Raw genomic sequence first — 21,640 nt, 5'->3', positions numbered from 1 at the left:
TGATTCCTCTGTCCGCGAGGCAACGAGGCGGTTCGGCTGAACGAGGCTGCCCTGCTCTGCCCGGGCAGAGCGCGTGCCTGTGCGAGCCTTCGTGGGCAGCGGGGCTGCTGACCGGCCCTTCCGCAGGTCGATCGGCCGTGTTGTGCTGGAGGGACGGAGCCCGATATTCCGGAGACACGGCAGGGAAGTGGTGACGACATGCACGCGAAACTCGGTGACCACTTGATCGTCGAGAGCCCGACCACGGGCGCGACCAAACGTGACGGGGAGATCATCGGCCTTCATCACTCCGACGGCACACCGCCTTATGACGTGCGCTGGTCGGACACCAACAGAGTGACCCTGGTCTACCCCGGCCCGGACGCCCACGTACACCACCCGGAGCACAACCCGAAGCCGGGACACCTCCGCTGAGGGAGGAGACGTCGGCGATGTCGGATGCCACGACGACCGACCTCTACGAGGTCACCATGGCCCTGTCGTACCTGCGCGAGGGGCTGACCCGACCGGCGACGTTCAGCCTGTTCGTACGGGAAGTCCCGGCCGATCGCGGCTTCCTCGTGGCCGCCGGCCTGGAGCCCGTCCTCGACTACCTCTCCGGCTTTTGTGTGGACGCCGACGACGTGGAGGTCTTCGCCGCCGCGCTGGGCCGGCCCTGGGAGGACGCTGAACCGCTTCTCGGTCTCGCGTTCACCGGTGACGTACGGGCCGTGCCCGAGGGGCGCGTGGTCCTGGCCGGCGAACCGCTGCTGGAGGTCACCGCGCCTCTTCCGCAGGCGCAACTGGTGGAGAGCTACGTCCTCAACCAGATCAACCACCAGACCACCATCGCCTCGAAGTGCGCCCGCTGCGTAATGGCCGCCGACGGGCATCCGGTCGTGGACTTCTCGCTGCGCCGCACGCACGGCACAGAGGCCGGGTACCAGGCCGCGCGGCTGGGCGCCATGGTCGGTTTCGCCGGGACCAGCAATGTGTCGGCCGCCTACGCGGAGGGCCTGCCCGCCGTCGGGACGATGGCCCACTCCTACATCGAGGCGTTTGGGACCGAGGAGCAGGCATTCCGTGCCTTCGCCCGCGCGCATCCGGGCCCGGTGACCTTCCTGGTGGACACCTACGACACCCAACGCGGCGTGGCGACTGCGGGACGCGTCCTGAAAGACCTGGGACTCGGGCCCGGGTGCGCGATCCGCCTGGACAGCGGCGACCTGGGCGCGCTGGCAGTGCGCTCCCGCCGGATCCTCGACGGCGCCGGGCTGAACGAGGTGCGCATCGTGGCCAGCGGCGGTCTCGACGAGTTCGCCGTGGACCGGCTCGTCCGCTCGGGGGCGCCCATCGACACGTACGCGGTCGGAACCAAGGTCGGCGTTTCTGCCGACGCGCCCTACCTGGACTCCGCCTACAAGCTGGTCGAGTACGACGGACGGCCCGTCATGAAGCTGTCCTCCGCCAAGGTGACGGCGCCGGGCCGCAAGCAGGTCTTCCGGCGGCCCGGGTACGCAGACATCATCGGCCTGCTCGACGAGCCTCCGCCGCCGGGCGGTGAACGGCTGCTGGAGACGGTCATGCGGCACGGTCGGCGCACCCAGTCCGGCAACCGGCGTTCTCGCCTGGACGACGCCCGCAGCCGGTTCGCCGACGATCTCGCGGCGTTGCCGGATGACGCGCGGAGGATCACCTCGCCCGTCGCCCCCAAGGCCGTTCTTTCTCAGCCGCTCACCGAACTCGCAGACCGCGTTCGCCACCACATCGAGACGGAGATCCTGGCCGGTACGAGGTGAAGCGCCGCGTGCTTCAGCGGTGCGGCACCACCGCGACAGGGCAAGCCGCCCGGTGCAGGGCGGCGTGACTGACCCGGCCGAGCTGTAGCCCGAACTGGCTCTGCCGCCGGGTCGCGCCGAGCACCAGCAGGTCGGCGTCGGCCGCCGGCCCGAGCAGCATCCGGTGCGCGGGGCCTTCAAGCACTGTGCGCTTGACGGAAACCTTCGGGTGCTCGGCCACGGCCTCCTCCAGCACTTCGTCCAGGACGGCGGCGGCCTGTTCCTCGTAGGCGTGGGCGGCGGAATCGAGCACGGTCAAGGGGTCCGTCGGTTGCTGGGGGCTGCGCCACGCCCGCACGGCCTGGAGCTCGCACCCTCGGGCCTCGGCTTCGCGCAGGGCGAACCGCACGGCGGTGGCGGCCTCGTCCGCCTCGCCCACGCCGACGACGATCCGGTTGCTCATGCCCTTGATGTTGCGCTCCTCGCCGCGTACGACGACGACCGGGCAGTCGGCACGTCCCGCCACCGCAAGGCTCACGGAGCCCAGCAGAAGTTCCTTGACGGCTCCTCGCCCGGACGAGCCCGTCACCACGGCGGCCGCGCCACGCGACTCCTCCACCAGCGCGTCCACCGCGTCGTTCGGCACGGTCACGGCGTGCACCTGCAAGTCCGGGGAGAGCTGCCGGGCTCGTTGCTCGGACGAGGCGACAATATGTTGAGCCGCCACCTCCTCCGCCGGTCGTTGACCAGTGAACGAAGGCACTGCCCCTTCGTAGCGCTCCCACAGCGACGCGTAGACCACCCGCAAGGGGAGCTGGAAGCGGACTGCTTCTTCCACAGCCCAGTCCAGGGCAGCAAGGCTGCCATCGGACCCGTCGACGCCCACGACCACGGGACGCTCCATCGTGCTCACCGCCTCACCGGCATCTCGGGCCAGGCGTGGCCCATGTCGTTCGCCTCCTCCACCATCTCTCGTCGCAGCTGGTGCGGCATGTCCTAGCCCACGCGCCTACGGAGTGCGGACACTCGTCTCACTGGGGAAGATGGGGCGGACGGTGCTTGCGAAAGGAAGCGGACACGGCCATGGGCACGGAACCAGGAGACGAGGCCGGTCCGCCTCAGGCACGTCCCGGCAGCGACCTCGGTCGGCGTGTGGCCCAGCGCCGGGAGGAACTGGGCCTGACCCGGGAGGAGGCCGCCACCCGCGCGAGCATGGATCCCGGATATCTCGAGTACGTCGAGTCGCAGGCCGGAGTGGTCTCGATGGAGGCGCTCACCGCGATGGCGGACGCGCTGGAGACCACGGTCTCCACCCTGCTGGGCGCGGGAACAGAGCAGCTTCTCGGAAGGGGACCTCTGGCACGCAGGCCGGCTCTGGAGGTGCTGCCGCCCGCAGAGTGCCGGGAGAAGCTGGCACACGGCGGCGTCGGGCGGGTTGTGTTCTCGGCGCCGGAGGGACCTGAGGCTGTCCCCGTCAACTTCCGGCTCGTCGGCGACGCGATCGTCTTCCGTACGGCAGCCGGGGGCGTGCTCGCCGGGGCGGTCGGCAGTGATGTCGCCTTCGAGGTCGACCGGATCGACGAGGCGCGCAGCGAAGGATGGAGCATCCTCGTCAGAGGAGTGGCTGAACCGGTCTCCGAACCGGAAGAGCGGCAACACCTGAGCGAAACCGCGGACCCGCACTCCTGGGCGGGCGGCGAGCGGCACACCTGGGTGCGCATCCCCCTCGGCCGGATCACCGGCCGCCGTATCCGCAGCGGCCTGTAGACCCGGCGGATCGGGAGGACGACCGACCGGTGACGACACGACCGCAGGACCTCCAAGGCCTGCCCCAGGCCGAAGCGGAGCGCCGCCTGGCGCGCCACGGCCCCAACATCGTCAGCTCCGGCCGCCCCACACCGGTGTGGCGCCGGGTACTCGCCCAGCTGCGCGATCCGTTGATCCTGGTGTTGCTGGGAGCCATGGCGCTCACCGTCGCCACCGGCGACCTGGTCGATACATCGATCATCGCCATCGTCATCGTGGCCAACAGCACGGTGGGCGTGGCCCAGGAGGTACGCGCCGAACGGGCCGTGGCTGCCCTGCGGGCCCTGAGTGCTCCGGTCGTACGCGTGGTGCGCGACGGCGCCGAGCGGGAGGTGAACGCCGCGGATGTAGTACCCGGTGACGTCGTCCTGCTGGGCGAAGGCGACATCGTTCCGGCCGACGGCCGCGTCATCGAGGCAGCCACGTTGCTGGTGGACGAATCCTCCCTGACCGGCGAGTCGGTGCCGGTGGCCAAGGAAACCTCGCCGGACGATCCGGTCCTGGGAGCGGTGTCAGCAGGCACGACGGTCCTGCGAGGGCGCGGACGCGTCGAGGTGACGGCGACCGGAGCCGCCAGTGCCACGGGCAGGATCGCCGCCTTGATGGCCGCGCCGCCCGGCCTCACCCCGCTCCAGCACCGGCTGGCGCGCTTCGGCCGCGCCCTGGCCCTGGCCGCCGTCGCGCTGTCCGCCGTGGTGCTTGCCGTCGGGATCACGCGTGGGCAGCCCGTGGAGCTGATGGTGGTGACCGCGATCAGCCTGGTCGTCGCGGCCGTCCCCGAGTCGTTGCCGGCCGTGGTGACGCTCGCCCTGGCTCTGGGCGCGCGTCGGATGGCCCAACGGCATGCCATTGTCCGCAGGTTGCCCGCTGTCGAGACGTTGGGGTCGATCACCGTACTGGCCACGGACAAGACCGGAACCCTCACCGAAGGCCGCATGGCCGCGCAGCGGCTGTGGACCCCCGCCGGTGGCGAGGCCACCGTCTCGGGCATCGGCTACGTACCCCAGGGCCATGTCGAGCGGGACGGACACGTACTCACCGCCGGTCAAGCCGCGGACCTTTCGGAGTTGCTCACTGCCGCAGTGCTGTGCAACGACGCTGCGCTGCAACCGCCAGGCGCCGGCAACGGGACCTGGACGGCGCTCGGGGATCCCACGGAAGCCGCACTCCTGGCCGCCGCGGCGCGACTCGGGCTGGACATGGCGGAGTTGCGCGAGCGCATGCCGCGCGTGGACGAGATCCCGTTCAGCAGCGAGCGCAAGCGCATGACCACCGTGCATCGCCGCCCCGGAGGAGACCTGCGAGTCGTCTGTAAAGGTGCCCCCGAAACCGTCCTTCGCGCAGGACTCCTGGCCGAGGGTGGTCCGGAGCCACGTGACCGAGCACTGGAGCGGGCGCGGCAATGGGCGCAGCAGGGGTACCGGGTCCTGGCCGTGGCCGCGGCCGACAGGACGGCGCCCGCACCGGACGACTGGGAGGGCGGCCTCACCCTGCTCGGGATGGTCGCGATCCTCGACCCGCCGCGGGAGGCCGCCGCCGGCACGGTCACGGCGTGCCGGGCGGCCGGCATCACTCCCGTGCTCGTCACCGGCGACCATCCGCTGACCGCCGAAGCCGTGGCCCGGCGGCTGGGCATCGCCTTCGCCCAGGACACAGCCGTCACTGGGGAGGGGATCCAGGGCGGGACCGTAGGGGATCCCACGGCAGTGCGTGTATTCGCCCGTACGACACCGGAGCAGAAGGTCGGCATCGTCGAGTCCTGGCGGCAGGCCGGGCACGTGGTGGCCATGACGGGCGACGGCGTCAACGACGGGCCGGCACTGCGCCGGGCCGACATCGGCGTGGCCATGGGCCGACGCGGGACGGAGGTCGCCCGGCAGGCCGCCGACCTCGTCCTGGCCGACGACGACATCGGCACGGTCGTGGCGGCGATCGAGGAAGGACGGCGCGTGTACGCCAACGTACGGCGCTTCCTGCTCTACGCCCTGGCGGGTGGCAGCGCGGAGATCCTGGTCATGCTCACCGGTCCAGCTCTGGGCATGGCCCTGCCACTGCTGCCGGCCCAGATCCTGTGGATCAACCTGCTCACCCACGGTCTGCCGGGCGTGGCGCTCGGCGCCGAACCCACGGCCGGCGACTCGATGCATCGGCCACCCAGACCGCCGGAGGAAAGCGTGCTGGGGCAGGGGCTGTGGGCCCGCATCCTCACGCTGGGTGTGCTCATCACGGCGGTGACCCTGGCCGTCGGATACTGGGCCCACGGTACGGGCCGGCCCTGGCAGACGCTGGTCTTCCTGACACTGGGCGCCACCCAGCTGGGCGTCGGCCTGGGGTCCCGGGCCCGGCCGGGAACCCTGACCAATCCCTTCCTCCTCCTGGCGCTGACGGCTGCCCTGGCCCTGCAGATCGCCGGAGCGTACGTGCCGGTGCTGCGCGACCTGCTCGGCACCCGGCCGCCCGAGTGGGCGGACCTGGGTGCCGTGGGCGCTGCGTTCGTACTCGGCTATGGTGCGATGCGCCTTCAGGCGTGGCTGGTGCCCGAGGGCGGCCGAGCCCGGCGGTTGAGCAGGTCCGGCGACGCCTCAGCCGCGGCGTGAGCCGCGGAACAGGTTCTGGACGAAGGCCGAGGGCGTGCCCTGGCGGGGCACCGACGGCACGTCGCGCGGCGCCGGGGGTGCTCCGGCGGTTTCCTCCGGGGCCAGGGTCGCGGCGGCGATAGCGGGCCGGTCGCGCGCGTCCGGCGGCGGTGTGACAGTGATACCGGCTCCGGTCAGGATGCTCAGGTCCAGGCTCCAGATCGTGGCCGAGCGTTGCTCCCACAGCGCGAAGGCCGCGTCGACGTGCCGCCGGGCCTGGTCCGGGCGCATCCGGGTGACCTTGACCAGGTGTGCGAAGGCCTGCGCTTCCAGGCCGCGAACCTGGGCGTAGCCGAAGTGCGTGACGGTGTGACAGTCGGTGCACAGGCAGATCAGCCGCTTGAGCGTCTGCACGCGGCGCGTCCCGTCGTACTCCCACCGCTCGTGGGCCTCGAGCCATCTCTTCGCCTGCCGGTCCTCTCCCGCCCCGCACGTCTCGCAGCACATGCCGGCCCGCCGCGTGATCATGCGGCGGAGCCGTTCCCAGTCCTGCTGGGTGACACAGGAGCGGACGTTGGTGAACCAGCAGCTGCTGGGCACCAGGTCGACGAACAAGCCGCTGCCGAGTGTCCGGTCCTCACCGGGCAGGAGATCCGGGATATCCGGCGCAGCTGCCCACGGGGCGAGAGCGGTCATCCCCTCTCGTGGCGCGTACCAGCGTTTGACGGCCGGGTCCCAGCGGGCCCCGGCCCGCTTCGCCTCGTCCTTCTGCGCGTACGGAACGTCCAGCCATATGCGCTCAACCACCCGTGTGCCCCTCCCTGTTGGCGACGTGGCAACGCTATCGGTGCGGCGGGGCCTCTCGCCGACCGTTACAGGTTGCGTCGCTATTGGAAGGCGGCGTGGATTTCTCGTTCCGAGGCCGCGTGCGAGACGAGCAGGACTTCGTCGCCCGGCTCCAGCAGCAATTCGGGGGCGGGCGCAGTGGGCTGACCGCCGCGGATGACGGTCGCGACGATCGTGCCTGTGGGCAGCGGGATGTCGCTCAGAGCTCGTCCCGCCGCCCGGGACCGGTCGGTGATGGCAGTCTCGATCACGTCGACGCCTGCTTTGCTCAGGCGGAGCAGGGCCACGGTGTCGGTGGCTCCCGTGGCTTCCTCGATCAGCGAGACCAGGGGCGAGGCGGACGGAAGAGCGATGTCGACGCCCCAGTGCCGGTCGAACAGCCACGCGTTCTCGTCGTCGTTGACGCGTGCCGCGACACGCGGGACCGAGAAGTGCCGCTTGGCCAGCAGGCCGGCGACCAGATTGGTGTCGTCCTGGCCCGTCGCGATGACGATCAGGTCGGCCGTCCGCGCCCCGGCGTGCTCCAGGACCGTCGGCTCGCAGGCATCGCCGGTAATCAGCTCGGCCGCCACCTGGCCGCGCAGTTCGGCGACTCTCTCCTCGTCACTGTCGAGGAGTGCCACCTGATGGTGTGCGGCGACCAGGACTTGGGCGATCTTCTTCCCGAGCCTCCCGGCACCGGCGACCACGACCTTCATGTTCCCAGCTCCTTGTCGAGAAAGGCACGCAGCCTCCCCAGGGACTTGGCGGCGACGGCGAAGGTCACGACGTCGTGCGGTTCGGCTGAGGTGCCGTGGGCAGGGAGGAGGGAGTGCCCGGCGCGGGTGACTTCCACGACGCGGATCTCTCCGTCCACGTCGAAGTCGGTGACCGGTCGGCCCGTCAGATAGTGGGGCAGGGAGGAACGGACCAGGACAGTCTCCCCGTTGCCGAAAGTGAACTCCGGCTCCAGGTGGCGATGCAGCAGCATCTGGTGGATCCGGTCGACCGTCCAGCCCACACTGGCGATCGTCGGGATCCCCAGCTCCCGGTAGAGGCCGGCACGCCGCGGTTCATAGACGCGGGCGAAGACCATCGGTACGCGGTAGGTCTCCTTCGCCGTACGGGCGCACACGATGTTGCTGTCGTCGCGGGAGGTGACGGCGACGAAGGCATCGGCGTGCTCGATACCGGCTGACTCCAGGGCTGCCCTGCTGTAGCCGTTGCCCGTGTGGAACCGGCCGCCGAAGTTCTCCGGAAGCAGCCGGCGGGTCCGGGCGAGCAGGTCGATGACATCGACGTCGTGGCCCTCCGCGACGAGCCGGGTGGCCAGGGCGGAACCCACTCTGCCGCAACCGACGATGATCAGCTTCATCGGGGCGCCCCCTCTCGGACGGACGATTCCCTGTACCGCAGCCACCACTTCCGCATCTCCTCGGCGACCAGCAGGAGAAGCCCGAGGCACACCAGCAGCGCCCAGTCGGCCGCGTTCAAGGGAGCGGTGTGGAAGACGGCCTGCAGCGGGGGCGCGTAGCTGATGGCGGCCATCAGGCCGATGCCCAGACTCCCGGCGGCCAGCAGTGCGGGGTTCGAGAACAGGCCGACGCGCAGGACACTCTGCCGTTCCGTGCGCACCGCCAGGGCGTTGAAGAACTGGCTGACCACGATGCCGGCCTGGGTCATGGTGATCGCCTCCCGGTAGACGGGGTTGTCCGCGGTGAAGGCGGAGTAGGGGATGCCGGCGGAGTTCACGCGCCAGAAGAACACGGCGCACACGCCGAGCGCCTGGATGGTGCCCAGGAAGAGGAAACGCCGTACGACGTCGGTGGAGAAGAGCCGTTCGCTCCGCGAGCGCGGGGGGCGGTCCATGACGTCGGGCTCCGGCGGCTCGGTGCCCAGGGCGAGCGCCGGCAGGACGTCCGAGCCCAGGTCGATGGCCAGGATCTGTACGGCGCTGATGGGCACCAGCGGGAAGCCCACGAAGGTTGCGGCGAGGATGGGCACCAGCTCCGCGATGTTGTGGCTGAAGAGGTAGACAAGGAACTTGCGGATGTTCTGGTAGACCGAGCGGCCAAGCCGTACCGCCACGGCGATGGAGGCGAACGAGTCGTCCAGCAGCACCATGACCGCCGCTTCCCGGGCCACGTCCGTACCGGAGGCGCCCATGGCGACGCCGATGTCGGCGTGCTTGAGGGCGGGCGCGTCGTTGGCCCCGTCGCCGGTCACCGCCACGACCTCGCCGCGCCGCTGGAAGGCGGTGACCACCCGCATCTTGTGCTCGGGGCTGACCCGGCACAACAGCAGCTCACCGGACGAGGCGAGCAGCCGGTCCAGATCCGCGTCTTCCATGGCGTCCAGGCGGTCGCCGGTCACCACGGTGGGGTGTGGCTCACGGACGATGCCCACGCGACGAGCCATGGCCTCGGCCGTCAGCGGGTGGTCGCCGGTCACCATGGCGATGCGGATGCCGGCGGAGCGGCAGGCGGTCACCGCGGCGCTGACCTCCGGGCGGGGCGGGTCGAGCATGCCCACGAGCCCCAGCAGCGTCAGCCCGTTCTCGGTCTCGTCCTGAGCTGGCCGGGGGCCGGAGACCGTGCGGGCCGCCACGCCGAGTACCCGCAGCCCTTGGGCGGCCAGTTCGTCGATGGCCGTGGCGACCGCGCCCCGTGTTTCACCGGTCAGGGGCCTGGATGAGCCCTGCCAGTCGATATCGGCGCACCGGCTCAGCAGCTCCTGCGGCGCCCCTTTGACGTACGCGCGGTGGTCGTCGCCGGAATCCGTGCACACCACGCTCATCATCTTGCGCACCGGGTCGAACGGGTACTCGGCCGTACGGGGTGCGGCGGCCCTGCTTGAGGCCGCGTCGAGGCCCTCCTTGGCCGCCGCCACGAGAAGGGCACCCTCGGTCGTGTCACCCAGCACCCGCCACCCTTGCCGGTCGGACGGCGGCACCAGACGCGCGTCGCAGCACAAAGCCGCTGCCCGCAGCAGGCCGTGCACCTGCCCGTTGCCGGAGACCTCGCCCTCGGGTGCGTACCCGACACCGGACACGGCGTGCGTCCCGCCACCCGCCCACACCTGCACCACGGTCATCTCCGCCTGGGTGAGCGTGCCGGTCTTGTCCGTGCAGACGACGGTGGTGGAGCCGAGCGCTTCGACAGCCAGCAGTTTCTTCACGAGCGCGTGCCGACGGGCCATGCGCCGCACCCCGACGGCGAGCGACACCGACAACGTCGCCGGAAGCCCCTCGGGCACCAGCGCCACCATCACCCCGAGCGCGAACACGAACGACGACACCAGCGACTGCCCGGTCGGCAGCCGCACGGCGAACAACACGGCACCCGTCGCCAGGGCCGCCACCGCCACCCGGCGCGCCATGACGGCCACCTGCCGCTGCAGCGGGGTGCGCTGGCGTGGAGCCGAGGCGGCAAGGTGGAAGATCCGCCCGAACTCCGTCGCCCCGCCCGTCGCACAGACGACGGCCTTGGCCGAGCCGACGACCACATCGGTGCCCATGAACACGAAGTTCCGGGCCTGCAGCACGGGCCCGGCCGCCACGGCTTCGGCCGTCCGCGCCACTGCATCGCTCTCTCCGGTCAGCGCCGCGTTGTTGACGGACAGGTCGTACGCCTCGACCAGCCGGCAGTCCGCCGGCACCGCGTCCCCCGCCTCCAACAGGACCACGTCCCCGGGGACCAGCTCACGAACGGGCACCTCTCGCCGCTCCCCGTCGCGCAGCACACGGCAGGTGTGCGGGACCATCGCCTGCAGCGACTCCGCCGTACGCTCCGCCGCATACTCCTGAAAGAAGCCGATGCCTGCATTGAGCAGCACCACGCCCAGGATGGCGACGGCCAGCTGCAGCGTGCCGACGTCTCTCGGGTCCTGGAGCCTCCAGGCGAGGAACGTGATCGCCGAGGCGACCATCAGTACGACGGCGAACAGGTCGGTGAACTGAGAGGCCAGCTGCCGCCAAGGCGCCCTACGGGCCGCACGGGGCAGCTCGTTCGCACCGAAACGTACGGTGCGCGATACCACCTCCGTTTCCGGCAGACCGCCGGCGCTGCTGTCCAGGCCGGCGACAACGGCTGACGGCGGCAGGGTCTGGACCTCGGACCGGTCCGCCGGCGGGGGAGCGCCAGGGCCGGGAGTGTCACCCGGTCGCAGAAGACCGGTGTCGACCGGCATCACGGACCGCCCAGGCGACAGCGGATGGCTCGGTGCGCAGTATCGACCACGCGATACCTCCCTTGTGACCGCCCTGGCCGGGAAAGCTCAACGGACCAGTACTCGCTCGCCGGACCGGGGCACCACCGCGGTCCACCCCAGGCTCCGGTCGATACGGTCCCGCAATGCCGCGGCTGACTCCGGCTCACCGTGCACGAGGTACGTCGCGCTCGGAGCGGGAGCACCGCGGAGCCAGCCCAGGATCTCGGCCGCGTCCGCATGAGCCGACAGCCCTGGAACGCTCACGACGTCCGCCCGTACGGGCACGTAGCCGCCGAACATCTTGAGCGTGCGCGCGCCGTCGACCAGGTCGCGGGCCCGGGTACCCTGCGCGGCGAATCCGACGATGACGACGGAGTTCCGCGAATCGGGGAGAAGACGCACCAAGTGGCGCAGGACGCGGCCGCCGGTCGCCATCCCCGACGCGGAGACGATGACGGCCGGGCCCTTCACCTCCTGGATGGCCATCGACTCCTCCACCGAGCGTGCGGCCGAGAAAGGAGCCGGGTCCAGGACGGACGCCCCGGCGTCCACTACCTCCGGCCGTATCTCGGGTGCCCGTGCGACCAGTGCCTCCTCGTAGACGCGCAGCGCGGCCAGTGCCATGGGGCTGTCCACGTACACGGGCACCGCACGAGGGAGCGCGCCGGCTCGTCGTAGCCGGGCCAGCTCGTGCAGTACGACCTCGGTGCGGTCCACGGCGAACGCGGGGATCACCACGGTCCCGCCACGCTCCAACGTCCTGTTCAGTGCTTCTCTGAACACCGCACGGCTGCTGTCGCTGTCGTGGCGCCGGTTGCCGTACGTGGACTCGAGCAGCAGTACGTCAGCTCCGGTGAAGGGCTCCGGCGGTCGCAACAGCGGGTGCACCGGTCTGCCGAGATCACCGCTGGAGGCCAGCGTGTGCCCGTCCTCCAGGGTGAGAAACGCCCATGTGGAGCCCAGGATGTGCCCTGCGTGGTGCAGGATCAGCCGGGTGTCGCGCGCGACCTCCGTCTCCGCGCCCGGCTCGACGGTCCGGAACAGCCGCATCGTGCGGTCGACGTCCATCTCGTCGTAGAGCGGTTCCGCGGGGTGGTGCTTCGAGTGGCCGTAGCGGTTGCAGTGGTCGGCTTGCTCCATCTGTAGCCGGGCACTGTCGCGCAGCACGATCTCGGCGAGCCGGGCAGTGTTCGGGCTGCAGAACACGTCCCCGTGAAAGCCCTGCCTGACCAGTCTGGGCAGGTAGCCACAGTGATCGACATGGGCGTGGGTGACGACGACGGCGTGAACGGCCGAGGCGTCGACCGGGAAGCGCCGCCAGTTCAGGCGGCGCAGCTCGGCCGGCCCCTGGAAGCGACCGCAGTCCACCAAGACCCGGACGTGATCAGTCTCGATCATGAATTTGCTGCCCGTCACGGTGCCCACGCCGCCGAGGAAGGACAGCAGCCCAGGCCGGGATCTCGCCGTCGCCTGTGAAGTGCTGGTCATCCTCACCTCCAGGATGCCAAGGACGGGCCGGTGCGGGGGCGTGTCGCCCGTCCTTCCACCGTGCCCCCGATCCACTGCGCGCGCACGGGGACCGGTGCCCGACCACAGGCTGGGACCGCCCCGTGGCAGGTCGCTGAAGGTCGCGGGCTGGAAACAGTCGGGCGGGCCGAAGAACCGGAGGGGGTCTCCGGGGGAATGGGAGCCGTGAGGGGGTCAGTGGCCGGCGCTCTCGCGTTCAAGGGCGCGGCGTAGTTGTTCGAGCTTCGGGGGCAGGAAGTGTGCGAGCCCGTACCGGTGGCGTCCGCTGTTGTAGCTGCGGATCAGGCCGCGTTGCTGCAGGGGCATGCCGTGACGGCGCCGGGTGTGCGACCCGTCGTCGCGCGTCGTCCCCGCATGATTGTAGGCGAGCGAGACCCAGAGTGCCGTGGCGCTGCCCTCGAGCGTCTCGGTCAGCTGCAAGCGGATAGGCAGCCATTGGGCGAGGGCGTCTCGGCTCAGAGACGACAAGGAGACGAGCTCACGATCCGGTTCGATGTCCGTGCCGTGCTGCGGCCGCCGGGTGACGTGGATGCTGCTGTGATCGTCCGACAGGTGGCCGATGTGCTGGGCCGCCAGTTCGCCGGCCCGTGCTCGCGTGTCGAGCGCCACGGCCAGCACGGCGATGAGCCTGGCGTGGCCCGGGGAGACGATGCGGGACACGTCTCGGCGGAGCCGTCGCCGGAGGTCTCTGAGCTGCCGGCGCTCCGGGGTGGGTCTCAGCTCGACAGGTCCTCCACTTCCTGCGGCCAAGGCTGGAAGCCCTGCCGCTTCCCGGAGGATCTGCAAACAGGCCAGCCGAGCCACGTTCGTGGCCTCTGAGGTTGGTGGCTTCTCACCGGCGACCAGACGGCTGCGCAGCGTGCCGGTCTTCGCCACCTGGACGTAGCGCCGGAGCGTCACCTCGTCGAGCAGCCTTGCGAGACTCCACGCGACATCGCCAGGCAGTATGTCCAGCTCGAGTGCGGTGGTGAGCTCCTGGCGCACCATGCCGAGCTGACGCTGCCGCGACGAGCCGTCGGACAGACCGCTGATGAGCTGCTCGAGAGCCGTGATGGACGGATGTGGCACAGGGCCATTGTGGGGGATGTAGGCAACGGCTCGGTCGCTAATAACAGGCCCCATGCGAGGTCCGACGACTAAAGGCAGAAGACAGCCAGCAGCGAGATGGGGGGAGATGCCCGCGCCGGAGGTCTTGCAAGCCTGGCAGCTTGAGCCGCCGGAGTGGTTCGTGCGGCGTTGCGCTGATTTGTGGCCGACTGACAATGCCCGTACGGTGGCAGGCGACCGAAGCGGTAGCGATGCTGGGGACCACCTGGGGACCACACGCTGTGCACGTAAGCGAGCAATCTTCGCATCGCCGAACAGACCGCACTGGCGATTTGTCCGACTTGTCGGCGGTATGGGGTCCTAGCACTTGACTGGGGGTCAAGGGGTCGTGGGTTCAAATCCCGCCGTCCCGACCAGCGATTTTCGCAGGTCAGAGGCCGTTCTCTCATGATGAGAGAACGGCCTTTCTGATGTTGCGTTGGTTTGTGGTCGCAGTGTGGTCGCACATGTTCACCGCTGCCGGGGCTGTCCGGGGGGAAATTCTGGTGCCGGTGGGCTGCCTGATGGTGATCATCTGGTTGTGCAGCTGTGGGATGTGGTCGCAACGCGGTCGCGCACCCGGGGCGGGGCGCGGGGGAGTGGGTGGCCGGTCGGCCTGGGTGAGGGTTTTGTCGATGGCGTCGACGGCTTCGAGGGCTGCCTGAGTGGTGAGATGGCTGTAAACGTTCGCGGTGCGACCACAGCAGCGTCCGCGTTTGCCTGACCTGCGGGTATCCCTTGGTGGGGTGACAGGTGCGGTCGGCAGGGATTCGTGTTCGAGTCCCATCCCGGAATCTTTCAGCAGAGCGGGGCGCGAGCCGCTTCATGAGCGACCTCTCGCTCGCCCGGGGAGAAATGTCCCGTTTGTTTGCCGGCCTAGCAGTCGAAGATGCCTGGCAGCAGCGAATGCTTCCTTGAGGAAATAAGCGGCCGCAACAGTGCTGGGGAGCGCACCAGGTCTCATACATGGCCGGCGACTTCACCTGCTACGCGGCGTCCCTGCTGCGCACAAGTAGCGACACAGCATCAACCTGCTTCGCTACCGCTTCTTCGGCAGCGAATCGCTCTGGAGACGTTGACTTCTGTCTGGCCCGACAGCTGTCCCCCAGAGCCACCTGTCGCCGTCCGGCTGAGGTGCCGGTGCTGGCTGTTCGAGGGTTCCTTCGGCGGCGACCTGCCGCTCACGGATACCGGGCCTGGCCGATGCCGATGCGACCAAGGGCGCGCCACCGGGGGATGGACGTAACCGGCTCATTGCCCCGGACACCTTAACCAGGTGTCGCCTTGCCGATACGATCTCCGGATGCATGATGGGGCAGGTCAGAGGCGGGGGACGCAATGAGCGGCAAGTCTGATCCCTTTGAGGCATCCGCAGCGGCGCTCGGCTATCTGTACCAGTTGCGCATGGCTTTGCTGGTGTGCGTGGATCATCTCCAGGCAGGTCTCGACTGGACGGTTGCTGTCGAGGCAGGGGACGACATTGAAACTGTGCGCGAGGATTCAACGGACTGGTGGCAGCTCAAGCACCGTGCGCCCGGGACACGGATGACCGATGCCAGTAGCGACCTGTGGAAGACGCTCCGGATCTGGGCTACGGCCGTCTCCGACCAGCAGATCGACCTGGAGCGGACGAACCTGTTTCTCCTGACGACTGGTATCGCGCCAGAGGGGACCGTCGGGTCTTACCTGGCGCCGAGTCGTCCGGGTGGATTGCGGAACGAAGCCGAGGCGCTGAAGCTGCTGAATGCGGCACGCGCTAACTCTGCAGCGAAGAGCTCGACCACCCTGGCTAACTTCGCAGCATGGGATGCTCTGGATACAGGTGAGCGATTGAACTTGCTCAAACGTATTCAGGTACTCGATGAGGCCGACAACATCACGAAGGCCGGTGACCAGCTGGAGGGCCGGGCTGCCCTGGTTGTCGGTCACACCCACGCACAAGCCTTCCTTCAGCGCCTGGAGGGCTGGTTTCTTCAGCGCTGCATCGCCCACTTGGCGGGCAGGGGGTCTGGCCCAGTCACCGGGGTTGAATTCGATGACATCTTCGATCAGCGTCGCAACCAGTTCCGGCCCGATAACCTTCCCATCGATGCTGACGTCGTCGACCTCACCGGCCAGGTGACCGAGCACACGGAAAAAACCTTCGTGCGACAGCTTACGCTCGCCGGGATTGGCAACGCTCGCATACGGATGGCGGTTAGGGACTATGTCCGGGCTTATGAACAGCGCTCCCGGTGGTCCAATGAGAACCTTCTACGCCCTGGTGAACTCGGCCGTTATGAGCGACGCCTGGTCGAGGAATGGGAGAGGCGCTTCTACCTGATGGTCGACGATCTGGGTGAGGACGCGGCTGAATCGGAGATGCGCGTACAGGCGAAGAAGATCTATGCCTGGGTCGAGCAGGACGCTCGATACAGAATCCGGGCCGGCTGTGATGAGGCGTTCGTTACGACAGGTTCCTACCAAATGCTGGCAGATGAACAACGTGTCGGGTGGCACCCCGACTTCGAAGCCCGGCTGATGGCGCTTCTGGAGCCGGCGGTGGGCCGATGACTGTGCCCGTCGAGCTCAGCCGCGAGGAGCGGGCCCTGTTCAACCCGGCGTTCATGGCCCTCGTCAGCTGTCGCGCCGTTCAGGGACACCAACGCGAGGCGGGCCCCTGCCCCCTGCCTATCGCGGTCACCGCTGCGGTGATGGCCCTCCAGCCGGGCATTCGGTCTCTTCTGCCAGGAACAACCAAGGCCAGCCTGCCCAAGTGGGCCGCGGAGAACCAAACCGTCCGCGTCCTGATGGCAGCCAACGCACCCAGTCTGGCAGCGATGGTCCGCCCCGGCATCCTTCTTGCTTTGCAGACGGAGCTGCTCAGCCTCAACGACACCGCGCGGTTGCACCTGCGCCTTCGCGCGATACCGGCAACGATCAACGGCACCTCAGACACCTTCGTTGCGATCCAGAAGACCGCGCACATGCTCGGCCGCTGGCTACCCACCGGCGGAAGTGCCGCCACGACCCTGACCCTGCTCGGAGTGCGCCCGTGACTTACCAGATCAAATCGCTGACTCTGTACGGGCACCGTCCCGAGCAGATGCGGGTCCTTGAGCTCCATCCGGGTCGTCTCAACATCATCACCGGAGACTCCCGCACCGGTAAGACATCGATCTGGACCATTACCGACTACTGTATGGGCAGCAGCGACTACCCTGTCCGCGCTGGCAAGGTCCGCGACTACACCAGCATCTTTGCCCTGCAACTGGTACGCGGCGATCAGCAGCTGTTCATCGCCCGTCCGGCTCCCGAGAACAGCACCAGCCCCGCTCCCCGGCTGTGTCTGCAGTTCCAGGGCGTGGGCGCACCCCCGCTATCCCGAGGCGACATCGACTTCACCTTTCCCCTGGATGCTGCTCGACGCATGCTCAGCGAGTTCTGTGGCATCGATCGAACAGTCCGCATCCCTGCGCAGCGCGGTACCACTATGGCGCCGTCCATTCGCCATGCTCTGTTCTTTTGCCTTCAGGCACAGAACGAAATCGCTAACCCTGACCACCTTTTCCACTCCCAGGGGCATGAGTGGCGGCCGCAGGCCATCCGCGACACGCTGCCCTACTTCCTGGGAGCAGTCGAACCTGAACAGGCCCTACGCCGCGCCCGGCTCAAGCAGCTGCGCGCCGAGCTCAAGAACGTCGAGAGGCAGGTCATCCAGGCTGCCCAAGCGGCTCCCGCGCCCGGACAAGCCCGCGCCCTGATATCTGAGGCCGAGAGTGTAGGCCTCTTGCCCGCCCGTTCCGACGACTCCGTCAGGCTCGACGAGGCGCTGAGTATCCTCGCCTCCGTTCTCACCCACGCCCCCGGTCAGCTCGAATACTCCGACTCCACCGACCACGCTTCCCTCCTGGACCGCGAGCGACAGGAACTGCGCTCCCGGCATCAGCAGATCAGGGCACGAATCACAGAGCTCCGCCAGACTCTGGCCGAAGAGAGCAGCTATCTGGTCCAGGCCCGCGACCAGCGTGAACGTCTCGCCTCCCTCGGCCTGCTGCGGACCGCAGCTGACGGCACCGGCCAGCACTGCCCTGTATGCGACAGCGTGGTCTCTCCGGTACAGCAGACCTTCCAGGTGATCCGTGAGGATCTGGAGCGTTTGGACTCCGACGTCGCCTTCGTCAGCGACGACGCCCCAGTCATCCAGGGCCTGATCGCCGCCGAGGAAGAGCGGCTTCAGGAACTGCGCACCGAGGTGGTCCGTAACCGTGAGCAGCGCGAAGCGCTCGACGCCGGCATTCGTGAGGCGGCCCGCTTCCGCAGCCAAGCTCTCCGCGCGGCTTCCGTCCAGGGCAGGATCAGTCTCTTCCTCGAAAATGCGGCCCGCGCTGAACACGCTCCACCCGTCGCTGATACGCGCGAAGAACTGAAACGGGAGATCACTGACCTTGAGGAGGCGCTCGGCTCAGACACGCAAGCCGATCGGCTCGCCAGTTGCCTCTCGTTGATCAATCAGAAGATCGCGGTCAAAGCTCGCGCACTGAGCCTGGAACACTCCGAACATCCTGTACGACTGGACTTGCGTCGCCTCAGCATTGTGGCTGACACTCCTCGCGGCCCGGTGCCCTTGAGCGACATGGGCAGTGGTGAGAACTGGCTGGGGTACCACATCGCGGCCTTGCTGAGTCTGCATGAGTGGTTTGCCGAGCAAGGACGTCCTTTGCCGCGACTCCTGGTACTCGACCAGCCGTCCCAGGTGTACTTTCCATCCGACTACGACGGACCCCAAGTAGATCTCGCCGGTGAGGACCGCACCTCACTGCTGCGGGTCTATCAAGCAATCAATGACACTGTGAGTCACCTTGACGGAGATTTCCAGGTGATCGTGATGGAGCACGCGGATCTGGAAGACGACATCTTCCGCACCGCGGTCGCAGAACGCTGGCGCGGTGGGCACGCGGCCCTTGTCCCGCCGACCTGGATCGACCAAGACAACTGACGCTAGAAGAGGATCCACTGCAGAGTGCGAGCAGGCTGGTCCTGCAAATCGTGCGGCTGGGCAGGCCAAATGTTGCACCGCTGAAGGATTCGCAACGCGACTGCGGGCTGCGTCCTGCTCTTCGGTACTCGTACCACAGCAGCAGTTGATGGTCGGCAACTGAACCCAGAGGGGCCAGCTGGCACTGTCAGTGCCCGGGACTAGGCTCGTGAGGCGAGCCTGACAAGGGGAGGATCCGTGCTCGACTGCTCTCTGACCGCTGATGTCCCGCTTGGCCCGTTCGACGGGACGCCGGTCACAGTCCATTCAGCCAAAGGTAAGAACGCCAAGCTGCACGCCACGCCCAGTTGCACCCAACTGCGGACGCAAAACGTGGCGAGGGCAGAAGTCCCGCTGAACTCGGTAACGATCGGTCGGTTGTGCTTGCGGTGTGCGCAGTGGGGTTCGTGGGCGCGGCCGGATAGCGGGTTGGGTATCTTCCTTAGGGCACTTGGCGGATCAGGCCTGCTGTTCCAGCTGCACTCCTACACTGCGCTGGACCCGGACGACGGCTGGGAACAGGAAGAACTGAAGGCCGCGGCCGACCTCCTTCGGACAGAGCCCAAGGCTGAGTGCGACGACGAGGAGGACGGCGCCGACGAACAGGAGGCGCGGGACGAAGCAGAGTGGCTTCGGGACCGGGTGTTCGCTCACTGGCGCGGTGCCGCGACGAGCCTGCATCAGGCCCGGTCCATCGCCATGATGTTCCCTTGGCTCGAGGATTGGGTGAAACCGAAGCTGGCGGTAAAGGAGCAGTACCTAGAGGGCTTGCGGGCGCAGGCGGCCTTGTTCGTCGACCCGGCAGGGCTTCTTTTGGCCGCCGCGGTGGCCGATATGAGTGAGCCGGAACTCCCCCTCGACGATGGGGTGTTCAGTGTGCTGGGAAAGAGTGCGGACATCGCGAAGCATGTGAAGGCGCTGTGGGGCGAGTGGCAGCGCAGGGCTTCGGACGGCTGGGGCCGTCCCGGTGATCGCTCTTACGTCGCCTACAGCTTGGTGCATCACATCCGTAGTAACCGCAAGGGTTATCACCAGGCTGTGACTGGCGCCGAGAGCCTAGTCGCATCTTGGGAGGATGCCGCCCGCACAGCTGTGTCCTCAGCGGCCCCTGTGCCTACGAGGTGTGTGATCGCGCGCCTGCCGGAAGTTGGCAACGACACGTCACAATCCCGTGAGACGGGCTTCCTGGAGAACCTGGACCGGTGGACGACGGGTGTGCTGGTCACCTACCTCGCCGATGCCGACTGGAGCCGCCGCACCTTCACACTTCAGGTCCCCGATCTCATCGCCGACCGGCTCCTTGCCCGGTCCTACCCGATCGAGTGCGAACTCCACGACGGCGGGGACGACCCGATCGCGGAGGGGGAGGCGAGCGATCGTGCGAGCTATGTCCAGCCGGGGGTCTTCGACGACACCCCGGTTTTCGGCCGACTCCCGGTCACCGCGGATCACTTCCGCGTATTGGGTACCGTCTCGCCCAACGCCGACCAGCTCTACATCGTCTTCTCGACGAGCAACGGGGCCGAGGTGCTGCCGCTGGCAGCCATCGAGAAGCGGATGGCAAGCGGCTGGCACGGGGTCGTCATCGCCGGTGCCTCGGACCTTCCCTCGAGTGTGATCGAGCCATGGGCCGGTGAGATCGGCCGGAGGCCGGAAGAGCGAGAGAGTATCTGGCCCGAGCAAGTCCACGACGTGCATGACCCACGCTTCGGGGACTGGCTGGGCCTCGCCGATGGAGCGCGGACGACTGCGTGGCTGACCTTCAGGGATCAGGACATCGAACGTAACCTCCGCTGCCTCGCCATGGCCCGGGGCGTTCATGATCTTCGGACCCTCGACAGCGGGAGCCGTCGGCGCGGAGTGCCCCACGATGTGTGGCAGGGCTTGCTCACCAGCAGGCGTCTGGACGTCGAGCCGTTCGAACCGCCCACCAGTGACCGGTGGCGAGGAGGCAGCGGAATTCCGCTGGGCGTGCTTGCCGGCGTGCAGATCTACACCACCAACGCGGATCCGCGACTCGAGGGCAAGGGGCACTCGCCGCTGTGCAGGCACTCCCGGGAGCGCGGCGTCGTTGAGGATGACGACCTGCTGACCGCCGGGGACCTGCTTGCCCGGGACGATTTCGACTGGTGCAGCAAGTGCGGCGGCTACGCGGCGCGTCGGCTCACCGACACCCAACTTTCCTACTACCGAGCGGCACACCGGCTCCACGACATCGCCCAGCGGCTCGACCGTAAGCGAGCCGGATACGGCCGGGCCGACTTGGAGACGATCATTTCCCAGCTGAGCGAACTCGCCGATTGGCGCCCGATTGGCGAAGACCACTGGTACTCCTGGGGGGCGAGGCAGTGGCGGCAGATCGTCCGCCGCCTGCGGGCCCAGGCCGAGGCCGGCCGTCATGACACCCCATGACCACCCACACGCGACCAGCTTCTGACCATGCTCGCTCCACCTTGCTGGCTGGACTGGGTAGGGTGCCCTGCCGGAACGGCTCTTTGAGCTCGGTGCGGACCGCACCCAGCTGATGCCGCCGTGCGACTCCGACGGACAATGACATCACGAGGACATCAAGGGGCGGGTGGAAGGTCGTACGAGACGATTCTTCGGCATTGACCTCTTCCTGAGGCGCCTGGCGTGAGCGGCGACGGCTACGGCGGCGCCCGCGGCTTGACCTGGGCCTGGGACCAGTTTGGGACCACGCGCTCCGCACGCCATCGAACGATGCCTCTCATGCCCCACATTGAGACACCCTCATTTGGGCGATATTATCCGCATCTGATGATGCGCCAACTTGACTGGGGGTCAAGGAGTCGTGGGTTCAAATCCCTCCGTCCCGA

At 68.4% G+C, this 21,640-nt stretch carries 15 protein-coding genes; 8 read left to right on the top strand and 7 right to left on the bottom strand.

Annotated elements, in window-relative coordinates; all coding sequences use genetic code 11:
* Positions 1 to 198 precede the first annotated feature (198 nt).
* A complete protein-coding gene (locus SMD11_RS05040; RefSeq protein ID WP_087925273.1) occupies positions 199 to 414 on the top strand; it encodes a DUF1918 domain-containing protein in 216 nt (71 codons plus the stop codon).
* A 17-nt stretch (positions 415 to 431) separates the two neighbouring features.
* Complete coding sequence (locus SMD11_RS05035) at positions 432 to 1,778, top strand: nicotinate phosphoribosyltransferase (RefSeq protein ID WP_087925272.1); 1,347 nt, start codon at positions 432 to 434, stop codon at positions 1,776 to 1,778.
* A 13-nt stretch (positions 1,779 to 1,791) separates the two neighbouring features.
* Here the strand turns inward: SMD11_RS05035 and SMD11_RS05030 are convergent, their stop codons facing one another.
* Positions 1,792 to 2,661: a universal stress protein gene (locus tag SMD11_RS05030; protein WP_087930294.1), complete on the bottom strand. Its 870-nt coding sequence runs from the start codon at positions 2,659 to 2,661 to the stop codon at positions 1,792 to 1,794.
* A 179-nt stretch (positions 2,662 to 2,840) separates the two neighbouring features.
* Here SMD11_RS05030 and SMD11_RS05025 point away from each other — a divergent pair, with 179 nt between their 5' ends.
* Together SMD11_RS05025 and SMD11_RS05020 are read left to right on the top strand one after the other, a co-directional pair.
* On the top strand, positions 2,841 to 3,524 hold the full coding sequence (locus SMD11_RS05025) for a helix-turn-helix domain-containing protein (RefSeq protein WP_087925271.1): 684 nt from the start codon (positions 2,841 to 2,843) through the stop codon (positions 3,522 to 3,524).
* Positions 3,525 to 3,553: 29 nt separating this feature from the next.
* The gene (locus SMD11_RS05020) at positions 3,554 to 6,160 is read left to right on the top strand and encodes a cation-translocating P-type ATPase (RefSeq protein ID WP_199843800.1); all 2,607 of its coding nucleotides are present in this window, start codon (positions 3,554 to 3,556) and stop codon (positions 6,158 to 6,160) included.
* Here the strand turns inward: SMD11_RS05020 and SMD11_RS05015 are convergent.
* The 6 genes from SMD11_RS05015 to SMD11_RS04990 form a co-directional block, all read right to left on the bottom strand.
* Positions 6,146 to 6,946, bottom strand: coding sequence for a DUF5710 domain-containing protein (locus SMD11_RS05015; protein WP_234365910.1), 801 nt, complete (start codon positions 6,944 to 6,946; stop codon positions 6,146 to 6,148). The genes SMD11_RS05020 and SMD11_RS05015 overlap by 15 nt on opposite strands.
* An 80-nt stretch (positions 6,947 to 7,026) precedes the next feature.
* Positions 7,027 to 7,683, bottom strand: a complete 657-nt coding sequence (locus SMD11_RS05010; RefSeq protein WP_087925270.1) for a potassium channel family protein — start codon at positions 7,681 to 7,683, stop codon at positions 7,027 to 7,029.
* Positions 7,680 to 8,339, bottom strand: coding sequence for a potassium channel family protein (locus SMD11_RS05005; RefSeq protein ID WP_087925269.1), 660 nt, complete (start codon positions 8,337 to 8,339; stop codon positions 7,680 to 7,682). Before SMD11_RS05005 ends, SMD11_RS05010 begins: the two co-directional genes overlap by 4 nt.
* Entirely contained in the window at positions 8,336 to 11,152 is a 2,817-nt protein-coding gene (locus SMD11_RS05000; protein ID WP_087925268.1) for a cation-translocating P-type ATPase, read from the bottom strand. The genes SMD11_RS05005 and SMD11_RS05000 overlap by 4 nt, the downstream gene beginning before the upstream one ends.
* Positions 11,153 to 11,239: 87 nt before the next feature.
* Positions 11,240 to 12,661, bottom strand: a complete 1,422-nt coding sequence (locus tag SMD11_RS04995) for an MBL fold metallo-hydrolase RNA specificity domain-containing protein (RefSeq protein ID WP_087925267.1) — start codon at positions 12,659 to 12,661, stop codon at positions 11,240 to 11,242.
* 213 nt (positions 12,662 to 12,874) lie between these two features.
* A complete protein-coding gene (locus tag SMD11_RS04990; protein ID WP_234365909.1) occupies positions 12,875 to 13,768 on the bottom strand; it encodes a hypothetical protein in 894 nt (297 codons plus the stop codon).
* A gap of 1,356 nt (positions 13,769 to 15,124) precedes the next feature.
* Between SMD11_RS04990 and SMD11_RS04980 the strand changes: the two genes are divergently transcribed.
* From SMD11_RS04980 to SMD11_RS04965, 4 genes are all read left to right on the top strand, one after another.
* Positions 15,125 to 16,339, top strand: coding sequence for an ABC-three component system protein (locus tag SMD11_RS04980; RefSeq protein ID WP_087925265.1), 1,215 nt, complete (start codon positions 15,125 to 15,127; stop codon positions 16,337 to 16,339).
* Entirely contained in the window at positions 16,336 to 16,824 is a 489-nt protein-coding gene (locus SMD11_RS04975; RefSeq protein WP_087925264.1) for a three component ABC system middle component, read from the top strand. The genes SMD11_RS04980 and SMD11_RS04975 overlap by 4 nt, the downstream gene beginning before the upstream one ends.
* On the top strand, positions 16,821 to 18,764 hold the full coding sequence (locus SMD11_RS04970) for a DUF3732 domain-containing protein (protein WP_087925263.1): 1,944 nt from the start codon (positions 16,821 to 16,823) through the stop codon (positions 18,762 to 18,764). The genes SMD11_RS04975 and SMD11_RS04970 overlap by 4 nt, the downstream gene beginning before the upstream one ends.
* A 237-nt stretch (positions 18,765 to 19,001) precedes the next feature.
* Positions 19,002 to 21,215, top strand: a complete 2,214-nt coding sequence (locus SMD11_RS04965; protein ID WP_159395221.1) for a hypothetical protein — start codon at positions 19,002 to 19,004, stop codon at positions 21,213 to 21,215.
* The last annotated feature ends 425 nt before the right edge of the window (positions 21,216 to 21,640 follow it).

The organism is Streptomyces albireticuli (assembly GCF_002192455.1).
In the GTDB taxonomy this organism is placed as follows: Bacteria; Actinomycetota; Actinomycetes; order Streptomycetales; family Streptomycetaceae; genus Streptomyces; species Streptomyces albireticuli_B.
The sequence above is the reverse complement of the archived record's forward strand: the minus strand, read 5'-3'. Positions and strand labels throughout refer to the sequence as shown.

Coding starts and splice junctions, on each gene's coding strand:
- SMD11_RS05040 (WP_087925273.1), top strand. CDS start 199: ATGCACGCGAAACTCGGTGACCACTTGATCGTCGAGAGCCCGACCACG.
- SMD11_RS05035 (WP_087925272.1), top strand. CDS start 432: ATGTCGGATGCCACGACGACCGACCTCTACGAGGTCACCATGGCCCTG.
- SMD11_RS05030 (WP_087930294.1), bottom strand. CDS start 2,661: ATGGAGCGTCCCGTGGTCGTGGGCGTCGACGGGTCCGATGGCAGCCTT.
- SMD11_RS05025 (WP_087925271.1), top strand. CDS start 2,841: ATGGGCACGGAACCAGGAGACGAGGCCGGTCCGCCTCAGGCACGTCCC.
- SMD11_RS05010 (WP_087925270.1), bottom strand. CDS start 7,683: ATGAAGGTCGTGGTCGCCGGTGCCGGGAGGCTCGGGAAGAAGATCGCC.
- SMD11_RS05005 (WP_087925269.1), bottom strand. CDS start 8,339: ATGAAGCTGATCATCGTCGGTTGCGGCAGAGTGGGTTCCGCCCTGGCC.
- SMD11_RS05000 (WP_087925268.1), bottom strand. CDS start 11,152: ATGCCGGTCGACACCGGTCTTCTGCGACCGGGTGACACTCCCGGCCCT.
- SMD11_RS04995 (WP_087925267.1), bottom strand. CDS start 12,661: ATGACCAGCACTTCACAGGCGACGGCGAGATCCCGGCCTGGGCTGCTG.
- SMD11_RS04980 (WP_087925265.1), top strand. CDS start 15,125: ATGAGCGGCAAGTCTGATCCCTTTGAGGCATCCGCAGCGGCGCTCGGC.
- SMD11_RS04975 (WP_087925264.1), top strand. CDS start 16,336: ATGACTGTGCCCGTCGAGCTCAGCCGCGAGGAGCGGGCCCTGTTCAAC.